The organism is Aquincola tertiaricarbonis (assembly GCF_000969605.1).
Classification (GTDB): Bacteria; Pseudomonadota; Gammaproteobacteria; order Burkholderiales; family Burkholderiaceae_C; genus Aquincola; species Aquincola tertiaricarbonis.
The window spans coordinates 1-10,836 of record NZ_JZUE01000052.1; the positions used below are offsets into that span (position 1 = coordinate 1).

General features: G+C 73.2%; 7 protein-coding genes and 1 tRNA gene. 7 read left to right on the forward strand and 1 reads right to left on the reverse strand.

The window, feature by feature from the left end:
* From VO99_RS27150 to VO99_RS27170, 6 genes are all read left to right on the forward strand, one after another.
* Positions 1 to 5,400: autotransporter-associated beta strand repeat-containing protein (locus VO99_RS27150; RefSeq protein WP_046116102.1), on the forward strand; the 5,400-nt coding region annotated here is incomplete at its 5' end.
* Complete coding sequence (locus tag VO99_RS27155) at positions 5,397 to 6,893, forward strand: caspase family protein (RefSeq protein WP_046116103.1); 1,497 nt, start codon at positions 5,397 to 5,399, stop codon at positions 6,891 to 6,893. The genes VO99_RS27150 and VO99_RS27155, both read left to right, overlap by 4 nt.
* Before the next feature lie 26 nt (positions 6,894 to 6,919).
* Positions 6,920 to 7,008, forward strand: a tRNA-Leu gene (locus tag VO99_RS27160).
* 50 nt (positions 7,009 to 7,058) lie between these two features.
* The gene (locus tag VO99_RS27165) at positions 7,059 to 7,604 is read left to right on the forward strand and encodes a VUT family protein (protein ID WP_046116104.1); all 546 of its coding nucleotides are present in this window, start codon (positions 7,059 to 7,061) and stop codon (positions 7,602 to 7,604) included.
* A gap of 96 nt (positions 7,605 to 7,700) precedes the next feature.
* The gene (locus tag VO99_RS30660) at positions 7,701 to 7,934 is read left to right on the forward strand and encodes a hypothetical protein (protein ID WP_157039836.1); all 234 of its coding nucleotides are present in this window, start codon (positions 7,701 to 7,703) and stop codon (positions 7,932 to 7,934) included.
* Between the two features lie 58 nt (positions 7,935 to 7,992).
* Complete coding sequence (locus VO99_RS27170) at positions 7,993 to 9,309, forward strand: MFS transporter (RefSeq protein ID WP_046116105.1); 1,317 nt, start codon at positions 7,993 to 7,995, stop codon at positions 9,307 to 9,309.
* Between the two features lie 52 nt (positions 9,310 to 9,361).
* On the opposite strand, the gene murI is transcribed toward VO99_RS27170, so the two are convergent.
* Entirely contained in the window at positions 9,362 to 10,168 is an 807-nt protein-coding gene (gene murI, locus VO99_RS27175; RefSeq protein ID WP_046116106.1) for a glutamate racemase, read from the reverse strand.
* 136 nt (positions 10,169 to 10,304) lie between these two features.
* Here murI and VO99_RS27180 point away from each other — a divergent pair.
* Positions 10,305 to 10,836: electron transfer flavoprotein subunit beta/FixA family protein (locus VO99_RS27180; RefSeq protein ID WP_046116107.1), on the forward strand; the 532-nt coding region annotated here is incomplete at its 3' end.

Below are 10,836 nucleotides of genomic sequence, written 5' to 3' on the forward strand. Positions count from 1 at the left end.
AACAGCTACGGCGGCGGCACCACCATCGACACCGGCAGCACGCTGCAACTGGGCAACGGCGGCGCCGGCGGCACGGCGGGCAGCGGGCCCATCGACCTCGACGGTGCCCTGGTGGTGAACCGGAGCGCCGACCTCACCCTGGCCAGCCTGCTGCAAGGCAACGGCAGCCTCACGCAGACCGGCAGCGGCCTGCTCACGCTGACCGCCGACAACACCTACCTGGACACCACCATCGACCCCGGCAGCACGCTGCGCGTGGGCGCGGGTGGCAGCACCGGCACGCTGGGCAGCGGTGGCATCACCAACAACGGCAGCCTGGTGTTCGACCGCAGCGCGGCCTTCACGCTGGCCGGTGCGATGACCGGCACCGGCGCGCTGGTGCAGACCGGCAGCGGCCTGCTGATCCTGGGCGCCGACAACAGCCATGGCGGCGGCACCACCATCGACGCCGGCAGCACGCTGCAGGTGGGCGCCGGTGGCGCCACCGGCACGCTGGGCAGCGGCCCGGTGGTCAACCAGGGCAGCCTGGTGTTCGACCGCAGTGCGGCGCTCACGGTGGCCAACACCATTTCCGGCGCCGGCACGCTGCGCCAGACCGGCAGCGGCAGCCTGACGCTGGCGGCCGACAACAGCTACGGCGGCGGCACCACCATCGACAGCGGCAGCGTGCTGCGGCTGGGCGCCGGCGGCACCACCGGTTCCGCAGGCAGCGGCGCCATCGTCGACAACGGCCTGTTGGTGGTGGAGCGCAGCAGCGCGCTGGTGCTGGGCATGGCGATCGGCGGCAGCGGCGGCTTGACGCAGGCCGGCACCGGCCAGCTCACGCTGTCCGGCAGCAACAGCTACAGCGGCCTGACCACGGTGGAGCGCGGCACCCTGCGGCTGCTGGGCGGCAATGCACTGGCGGACACCGCGGCGGTGCAGCTGGATGCCGGTGCCACACTGGTGCTGGATGCGAACGAGACCATCGGATCGCTGAGCGGCGCGGCCGGCGCCACGGTGGCGCTGGGCCTGGACCGCCGGCTGACCCTGGGCGGCAACAACGCCTCCACGGTGTTCGCCGGCAGCATCACCGGCAGCACCAGTGCGCCGGGCACCGTGCAGCTGGTCAAGCTGGGCAGCGGCCGCTTCACGCTGGCGGGCGACAACAGCATGGCGGGCGGCATCACCGTGGCCGACGGCACGCTGCAGGTGGGCAATGGCGGCACCGCCGGCAGCCTGGGCAGCGGGCCGGTCGGGAACAACGCGGCGCTGGTGTTCGACCGCAGCGATGCGGCCGGCCATGTGGTGGCCAACTCCATCACCGGCAGCGGCACGCTCACGCAGGCGGGCACGGGCCGCCTGATCCTCACTGGCGACAACACCTATGGCGGGCTTACCACCGTGCAGGCCGGCACCACGCTGCAGGTGGGGCAGGGCGGCGGCACCGGCGCGCTGGGCAGCGGCAACGTGCTCAACCAGGGCGCGCTGGTGTTCGACCGCAGCACCGCATTGACCGTCAGCGGCCGCATCGACGGCAGCGGCACGCTCACGCAGCAGGGCGGCGGCATGCTCACCCTCAGCGGCAGCAACGGCTACACCGGCCTCACCACGGTGCTGTCCGGCGGCCTCACGCTGGCCGGTGGCGCGGCGCTTGCCGACAGCGCGGCGGTGCAGCTCGCCGATGCCGCCGGCGCCACGCTGGTGCTGGCCGACGACGAGACGCTCGGCAGCCTGGCTGGCGGCGGCGCCGCAGGCGGCGGCGTGGACCTGGGCAGCCACACGCTGACGCTGGGCGGCGGCACCACCTTCGGCGGCCGCATCGTCGGCACCGGCGGACTCACCAAGACCGGCACCGACCTGCTGGTGCTCACCGGCGACAGCAGCTACAGCGGCCCGACGACCATCGCGGCCGGCGTGCTGCAGGTCGGCGATGGCGGCAGCACCGGCAGCCTGGGCAGCGGCAGCGTGCTCAACCAGGGCCTGCTGCGCTTCCAGCGCGGCAACGCGCTGCTGGTGGCCAACGACATCAGCGGCAGCGGCGGCCTGACGCAGGCCGGCAGCGGCACGCTGACGCTGGCCGGTGCCAACACCTATGCCGGCCTGACGCTGGTGGCCGCCGGCGTGCTGGCCACGCAGGGCGCCGAGCGCCTGCCCGACGCCGGCGCAGTGCAGGTGGCCAACGGCGCGCAGCTGCAGTTGGGCGGCAACGAGGCCATCGGCTCGCTGGCCGACGCAACCGGCCAGGTGGCCGACGGCAGCGCACGGGTGCTGCTGGGCAGCTTCACGCTGGCCGCGGGCGATGCCAGCGACACCCGCTTCGGCGGCGTGATCGACGGCTCGGGCGGCTTCACCAAGACGGGCAGTGGCCGCTTCACGCTGGCCGGCCTGAACAGCTACACCGGGCTCACGCTGGTGGCGGCCGGCACCCTGGCCACCGAAGGCGGCAGCGCCGGCCACCTGGACGACCGCAGCGCGCTGCAGATCGCCAACGGCGCGGTGCTGGCCCTGGGCGGGGCGGAGACGGTCGCCTCGCTCGCCGATGCCGATGGGCAGGTGGCCGACGGCAGCGCCCGGCTGCTGCTGGGCACCCACACGCTGACGCTGGGCGATGCCAACAGCACCGTCTACACGGGGCAGCTGGTGGGCAGCGGCGGCGCCGGGCGGCTGGTCAAGCAGGGCAGCGGCATGTTCACGCTGGCGCAGCCGGGGGCCAACAGCCACGGCGGCACCTCGGTGCTGGACGGCGTGCTGCGGCTGTCTTCCGACGCGCAGCTGGGCGTGGCCGGCGCAGGCCTGCTGCTGGACGGCGGCAGCCTGCGGGTGGACAACAGCTTCGCGCTGGCCGCGGGGCGGGTCATCACCCTGCAGGGCGCTGGCGGCACCATCGACGTGGCCGCCGGCCAGACGCTGGCCTACGAAGGCGGCACCGCCGACGGCAGCAGCGCCGGCCGCCTCACCAAGACCGGCGGCGGCACCCTGCTGCTGGCCGGCGCCAACGGCCATACCGGCCTCACCCGCATCGAGGCCGGCACCCTGGCTACTGGCGCGGCGCAGCGCCTGTCCGACGCCGGCGCGCTGCAGCTGGCCAACGGCGCCGTCCTGGTGCTGGGCGGCGACGAGACCATCGCCTCGCTGGCCGACCTGGCCGGCCTGCCGGCCGACGGCAGCGCCCAGGTGGCGCTGGGCGCCCACACGCTGACCACCGGCGATGCCACCGACACCGTCTTCAGCGGCCGCCTGGACGGTGTGGGCGGCCTCACGAAGCTGGGCAGCGGGCGCTTCACGCTGGCCGGTGCGCAGGCCTACACCGGCCTCACGCTGGTGGAGGCCGGCACGCTGGCCACCGATGCCGCCGACCGCCTGGCCGATGCCACGCGGGTGCAGATCGCCAACGGCGCCATGCTGTGGCTGGGCGGTGCCGAAACCGTGGCCGGCTTCGACGACCGGGCCGGCCAGGCGGCCGACGGCAGCGCCCGCCTGCGCATCGCCAGCGGCCTGCTCACCAGCGCGGATGCCGCCGACCACCTGTTCAGCGGCCGCATCGAGGGCGACGGCGGCCTGGCCAAGGCCGGCGGCGGCACGCTCACCCTGGCCGGCAGCGCCGACAACAGCTACACCGGCCCCACGCAGGTGCTGGGCGGCGTGCTGGCCATCGGCCGCGACGGCCACCTGGGCGCCGCGCCCGGCAGCGCCAGCCCGGCGCACCTGCTGCTGGACGGCGGCACTCTGCGCGTCGGCAGCAGCATGACGCTGGCCGCCAACCGCGGCCTGGCATTGCAGGGCAGCGGGGGCACGCTCGACGTCGCCGCCGGCCAGGCGCTCAGCTACGACGGCGTCATGGCCGACGGCAACAGCCGCGGCGTCCTGCTCAAGACCGGCGAGGGCACGCTGGTGCTGGGTGGCGCGAGCATCTACGGCGGCAGCACCACGGTGCAGGCCGGCCTGCTGCAGACGGTGGGCAGCGAGCGCCTGCCCGACGGCACGGCGCTGACCATCGCGGCCGGGGCCTCGCTGCAGCTCGGCGGGTCGCAGACGCTGCAGTCCATCGACGCGCAAGGCGCCGTCACGCTGGCCGGCTCCGTCACCACCAGCGGCGACCAGACCTACGCAGCGCCGGTCACCGTCGCCGCCACCGCCCCCATCCGCCTGGCCGCGGGCGGTGCCATCACCGCCACCGCGGCGGGCAACCGCTGGAACACCAGCGCCTCGCAGCCGCTGTCGATCGACGCGGCTTCGCTGCAGCTGTCCAGCGCCGACGCGGCCGGCGTCCATGCCGACCTGGTGCTGGGCGACCTGCGCCTGTCCGCCGGCAGCAGCCGCATCGACGGCGGACTGCTCACGCTGGCCGGCACCTGGTCGCTGGAGGGCACTGCCCAGCTGGCGCTGGTGGCGCATGCCGCGCCCAGCTATGCGCCGGCCGATGTGGCCGTGGGCGTGGTCGATCCCGCCGGCCGCAGCCTGCATTTCGCCAGCGACGTCATCGTGCAGGCCGAAGGCAGCAGCATCACCAGCGCTGCCGACACCAGCCTGCTGCTGCTGTCGCCGGCCGGCGGCTCCATCCGCCTGGGGCAGGTGGCCAACGACCTGCGCGGCGGGCTGTCGGCCCTGAGCGCCAACGAGGCCACGCTGTCGCCCACCAGCTTCGGCAGTGCCTGGCAGCCCAACACGGCGGGCGACGCCAACAACCTGGCGCTGCCGGCGCGGCAGTCGGTCATCACGCTGGCCGGGCAGAACCTGCGCATCGGCAACCAGACGGTGGCGATCGACGGCACCCCCGTGCCGGTGGACGGCGTGGCGGCCGACCTGGTGCGCATCACTGCCGGCAGCCTGCGCACCGATCCGGGCAGCGTGATCCGCGCACGGCTTTGGTACAACGACGGGGCCTTCGGCACCGTGCGCTCCACGCCCGGCCTGCAGCTCACGCTGCTCGACCCTGCGGCCTACACGCTGGAAGGCAGCTTCGGCAACAGCGACGCGCCGATCGCGGTGGACGTGGGCGCCATCGGCACCGATGCGCCGCGTGCCGGCCTGAGTGCCGGCTTCGTGCAGGTGCTGCCGAAGAACGGCGCGCGCGGCTCCACGGCCGTCTACCTCACCGGCCCGCGCATCGGCGCCGGGCTCTACAGCTTCTTCCACGACGGCGCCGGCCTGCTCAGCGAGGTGCCGGTGCTCTACAACGGCTTCCTGCCGGCGTCGCCGCAGTTGAGCGGCTCGCTGTCGTCGGTGGCCTCGGTCTCCGAGCAGGCGCGCAAGGAACGTTTCGAGGAGGCGGTGCGCACCGAGAACGTGGCGGTGCGGCTGCGGGCCGGCGTCATCGCGGAGGTGGGCCCGGGCCGGCCGGCCACGCAGGGCAGTGACGGCATCCGTTTGCCGGAACAATGCGATCCCCCTTGGCCCGCGCTGGACTGCCCGAAATGACTCGCCCAGATCCCGAAGCTCCCTCCGCCCTCCGGCGCCGGCTGGCGTCGCGCCTGCGCCGCCGGCTGTGGCAATGGCCGCTGGCGGCCTGGCTGGGCGGCGCCGCGGGCCGCGTGGCGGCGCAGTACGGTGCCGCGCCCGTGGCACCGGCAGGCAATCCGTCGCCCGCGGCCACCGCGCCCGTACCTACCGTCGCGCCCGAGGTGCCGGCCGCGGTGGTGCTGGGCGAGCGCCTGGCCCTGGTGCTGGGCAACCGCGCCTATCCCGAGCCCTTCGACCTGCCTTCCATCCACAAGAACGTGCGCGACATGGAGGCGGCGCTGGCCAGGCGCGGCTTCCAGGTCACCGCCGGCATCGACCTCGACCCGGCCGCCGCGCGCGCCACGGTGGAGGCCTTCCTGCGCCGGGTGGCGGCCGCGCCGCCCGATGCCATCGTGCTGTTCTATTTCAGCGGCCACGGCGTGCAGCTGAATGCGGAGAATCTGCTGCTGGGCGCCGGCGTCAACCCGTCGGGCACGCCCGAGACGCTGCTCAAGGGCAGCATGGTGCTGCAGCCCGACGTGGTGCTGAAGCTGCCGCGCCGCGAGCAGGGCCTGACCATCGCGGTGATCGATGCCTGCCGCACCGACCTGCGCGCCGCGCTCAAGCCCGGCGAGGGCCTGAACCAGGTGGAAGCGCCGCCGGGCTGCCTCATCGCCTTTTCCACCGGCGCCGGCAAGCCCGCGCTGGCGCCCAACAACGAGACGCAGAACACCTTCTACACCGGTGCCCTGGTGCACCAGCTGGGCACCGCGTCGGACGAGCTGTCGTTCTCCGACCTGTTCCGGCTGGTCAAGCTGGAAACCCAGCGCACCATGCTCAACCATCCGGTGTCGCTGATCCGGCAGTTCGCGCAGTTCCCCTTCATCGCCGAGAACACGCGGCAGCCGGTGCTGCTGGCGGCGCGGCCGGCGAGCACGGCCACTGCCGCGGCCGGCGGCAGCCGCTTCCGCACCGAGGACGAGGCCGGCGACTGGGCCACGCTGCAGGCCACCGTGTGGCCGCCCGACGTGGTGCGCCTGGCCGACCGCTACCTGCAGCGCTGGCCCGACAGCAAGCTGGCCGGCGGCGCGGAGGTGATGCGCGAGGGCGCCAAGGAGGCTGCGGCCATCCTGCGGCGCAACGACATCCGGCTGTTCCGCCGGTCCTTCGAGCCGCATCCCGGGGCCGACAAGGACTACCAGGCCGACCTGCTCAAGGCCGCCCGCGGCGACAAGGACGCCGCCGCCCGCGTCGGCCGCGCCTGGCGCACCGGCGCGCAGAGCGGCGCCGAGCTGTCGCGCTACGAAGGCTGGATGCAGTACGCCGCCGAGCTGGGCAACGGCATCGCCAGCTACGAGCTGGCGCTGCACTACCGCCGCCAGGACCAGCCGCAGCCCGCCGCACGCTGGGAGGCGCGTGCCCGCGAGCTGGGCTACACGCCGCCGCCCTCGCTCGACAACCAGCGCAAGTAGCCGCGTCCGGTATGCTCCGCGCCCCGGCCGGGGTGGCGAAATCGGTAGACGCCGCAGACTTAAAATCTGCTGTCGCGCAAGCGGCGTACGGGTTCGAGTCCCGTCCCCGGCACCAGGCGGCGACCCGCGCGGCGCGCCGTCCCATCCACTCCCTGGATTCCTCCCATGTCCGACACCCGGCTTCCGCTCGGGCGCCTGTGGCGTCCCGTGCTCGCGATGATGCTGGTCATCGTCTCGTCCAATTTCCTCGTCCAGTTCCCCATCAACGACTGGCTCACCTGGGGTGCTTTCACCTTTCCGGTGGCCTACCTGGTGACCGACCTCACCAACCGCGCGGTCGGCGCCTCCGCCGCTCGACGGGTGGCATGGATGGGTTTTGCCATCGCGGTGGTGGTGTCGCTGCTGCTGGCGCCGTGGCGCATCGCGCTGGCCTCGGGCGTCGCCTTCATCGTGTCGCAGCTGCTGGACGTGGCGGTGTTCAACCGCTGGCGCACGCAATCGTGGTGGAAAGCCCCGTTTGTCGGGTCTTCAGTCGCCTCGGTCATCGATACGCTGCTGTTTTTCTCGCTGGCCTTTGCCGGCACCGATCTGGACTGGCGCGCCCTGGCCGCCGGCGACCTGGGCGTCAAGTGGCTGATGGCCGTGGTGCTGCTGGTGCCTTACCGCGCCATGCTGCCGCGGCTGTCGCTGTGGGTGCCTACCGGGCGCTGACGACACCGCCCACGGCGGCGGGCCAATCCCCCGTGCGGGCGATGCCACCCCCGCGTTCCAGGGCCAAGAATCGGTGCCACACAGGAGCGCACCCGCATGAATCCCTCGTCCCAACCCGCCGCCGTCCACCTCGTCCTGCAGCGACGGGCCGCGGGTGCGCCCGAGGTGGATGTGGTGCTCACCGATCCCGCCGGCGGACGTGACTGGCGACCCGGCCGCGGCCTGCGTGCCTATGGCAGTGCCGAGGGCGCCGCCTGCTTCGAGGCCGTGATGGCCGACTTCATGCCGCCCGCGGCCCCGCCGCGCACCAGCGGACGCACCCCCTCCTAGTCCTGCCGCGGGGCCGCGGGGTGTTAGCCTGCGCCGCCCGTGGACTGCAGGAGGTGGCTTGAGCTGGTTTCCCCAAGCGGCTTTGAACGCCGGCGTGCGCAAGCGCGAGGTGTTCGGCTGGGCGATGTACGACTTCGCCAACTCCGGCTACACGACGGTGGTGCTCACCGCCGTGTTCAACGCCTATTTCGTGGGCGTGGTGGCGCAGGGCGCCAGCTGGGCCACGCTGGCGTGGACGCTGTGCATCGCGGTCTCCAGCGCCATCACCATGCTCACCGTGCCCGCCCTGGGGGCGCATGCCGACCAGCGCGGTGCCAAGAAGCGGGTGCTGGCCTGGACCACGGCCGGCTGCGTGCTGGCCACGCTGGCGCTGGCGGCCTGCGGCCGCGGCGACGTGGCCCTGGCGGCGGTGGCAGTCATCGTGTCCAACACCTTCTATTCGTACGGCGAGGCGCTCAACGCCGCCTTCCTGCCCGAGCTGGCGCGGCGCGAGGCCATCGGCCGCGTGTCCGGCTGGGGCTGGAGCTTCGGCTACTTCGGCGGCATGTTGTCGCTGGGCCTGTCGCTGGCCTATGTGCTGTGGGCCCAGGGACAGGGGCAGGAGGCCGCGCAGTTCGTGCCCGTCACCATGCTGATCACCGCCGGCGTGTACGCGGCAGCCTCGGTCGCCACCTTCGTGCTGCTGAAGGAACGGGCGCAGCCGCAGCCGCAGCCCGCCGGTCCGGCCGGCCAGGCGGGTGCGGGTCAGGCCCTGGCGCGGCTGGCACGCACTGGCCGCCAGGCGGCGCACTACCGGGACTTCGCGTGGCTGCTGGCCTGCAGCACCGCCTACCAGGCGGGCATCGCCGTGGTGGTGGCACTGGCCGCGGTGTATGCGGAGCAGGCGCTGGGCTTCCAGCAGACCGACACCATGGCGCTGGTGTTCGCGGTCAACATCGCCTCGGCCGCGGGGGCCTTCCTCTTCGGCTACTGGCAGGACCGTTCGGGCCACAAGCGCACGCTGGGCGCCACGCTGGTGGGCTGGCTGGTGATGACGCTGCTGGCCTATGCCGCCACCGGGCCCGGCCTGTTCTGGGCGGCGGCGGTCCTGGCCGGCTTGTGCATGGGCTCCAGCCAATCAGCCGGTCGTGCGCTGGCCGGTGCCCTGGCGCCAGCCGACCGACTGGCCGAGTTCTTCGGCCTGTGGACCTTCGCTACCCGGCTGGCCGCGATCCTGGGTCCGCTCACCTACGGCCTGGTGACCTGGCTCACGGCCGGCAACCACCGGCTGGCCATCCTGTCCACGGCGGTGTTCTTCGTCGCCGGCCTGTTGCTGCTGCGGCCGATCGACGTGGCCCGCGGCGTGCGCGCGGCAGGCGGCTCTTCCGCCGACTGACTTTCCCGAAGTGGCCCGTGCAGCAGCGCCGGGCCCGCACGCCGGCGACGGCCTACACCGGGGCCTGCCCGGCCGTCGCCACCACGCCGGCCCAACGCTCGGCCGCGGCCTGCAGCTTTGCCGGGTCACCGGTGCTCCACAGCGTGCAGCCGGGCGCCTGCTGCAGGGCCGGCAAGGCCGTGGCCAAGGCGACGGTACGTCGCGCCACGGCGTCGGCCGTGTCCACCAGCTGCACGTCCTGGCCCAGCGCAGCCTGGATGCGCCCGGCCACCAGCGGATAGTGGGTGCAGCCCAGCACCACCACGTCACAGCCCGCAGCGCGCAGCGGCGCCGCATGGCGCTCGATGCATTCGCCCACCTCCGCGCTGTGCAGCGAATGCTGCTCGATGGCCCGGGCCAGCCCGACGCAGGCCTGCAGATGGATGCGCACCTGCGGCGCCGCAGCGGCCAGCCGGTTCTTCAGCGTCACGAAGCGGGGGCTGCACAGGGTGCCCTGGGTGGCCATCACGCCCACGCTGCCGCGGCGGGTCAGGGCCAGCGCGGGCTTCAGGCCGGGCTCCAGTCCCACGATGGGCCAGTCCGGCATCGCCTGCCGCAGCCCGGCCACGGCCGCCGCGGTGGCGGTGTTGCAGGCGATCACCAGCAACTGCGCGCCCTGTTCACGCAGGAAGGCCGCGGCCCGGGCGGTGCGCTCGCTGACGAAGACGGCGTCACGCTCGCCATAGGGCGCATGGCCGCTGTCGGCCAGGTAGCTGAGTTGAGCGGCCGGCAGGCTGTGACGCAGTGCCCGCAGCACCGACAGGCCACCAAGGCCGGAGTCGAAGACGCCGATGTGCACCGGCAGGGCGGAGGTGGTCATGGACAGGGCGCCAAATCGGGCGCGCAGTGTAGGTTCGGGTCAGCCCGGGTGCCAAGAATGCACGTTCCGGCGGCCTTGGCCCTTAGAATCGAACGATCGTTCGTTTTTGATTTCCCATTGCTAGGAGCACAAGCGCATGAAGGTACTCGTCCCCGTGAAGCGGGTGGTGGACTACAACGTCAAGGTGCGGGTCAAGGCTGACGGCACCGGCGTGGACATCGCCAACGTCAAGATGAGCATGAACCCGTTCGACGAGATCGCGGTGGAAGAGGCCGTGCGGCTGAAGGAGAAGGGCGTGGCCACCGAGGTCATCGCCGTGTCCTGCGGCCCCACGCAGTGCCAGGAGACCCTGCGCACCGCGATGGCCATCGGCGCCGACCGCGGCATCCTGGTCGAGTGCACCGACGAGCTGCAGCCGCTGGCCGTGGCCAAGCTGCTCAAGGCGCTGGTGGACAAGGAACAGCCCGGCCTGGTGATCCTGGGCAAGCAGGCCATCGACGACGACTGCAACCAGACCGGCCAGATGCTGGCCGCGCTGGCGGACCTGCCGCAGGCCACCTTCGCCTCGAAGGTGGAAGTCACAGACGGCAAGGCTTCAGTAACCCGTGAGGTCGACGGCGGTCTCGAAACGTTGTCCGTCACGCTGCCCGCGGTCATCACCACCGACC

Bases quoted from the DNA above. Each gene is read 5' to 3' on its own strand.
- VO99_RS27165 (WP_046116104.1), top strand. From the start codon at position 7,059: ATGTCCGACACCCGGCTTCCGCTCGGGCGCCTGTGGCGTCCCGTGCTC.
- VO99_RS27155 (WP_046116103.1), top strand. From the start codon at position 5,397: ATGACTCGCCCAGATCCCGAAGCTCCCTCCGCCCTCCGGCGCCGGCTG.
- VO99_RS30660 (WP_157039836.1), top strand. From the start codon at position 7,701: ATGAATCCCTCGTCCCAACCCGCCGCCGTCCACCTCGTCCTGCAGCGA.
- murI (WP_046116106.1), bottom strand. From the start codon at position 10,168: ATGACCACCTCCGCCCTGCCGGTGCACATCGGCGTCTTCGACTCCGGC.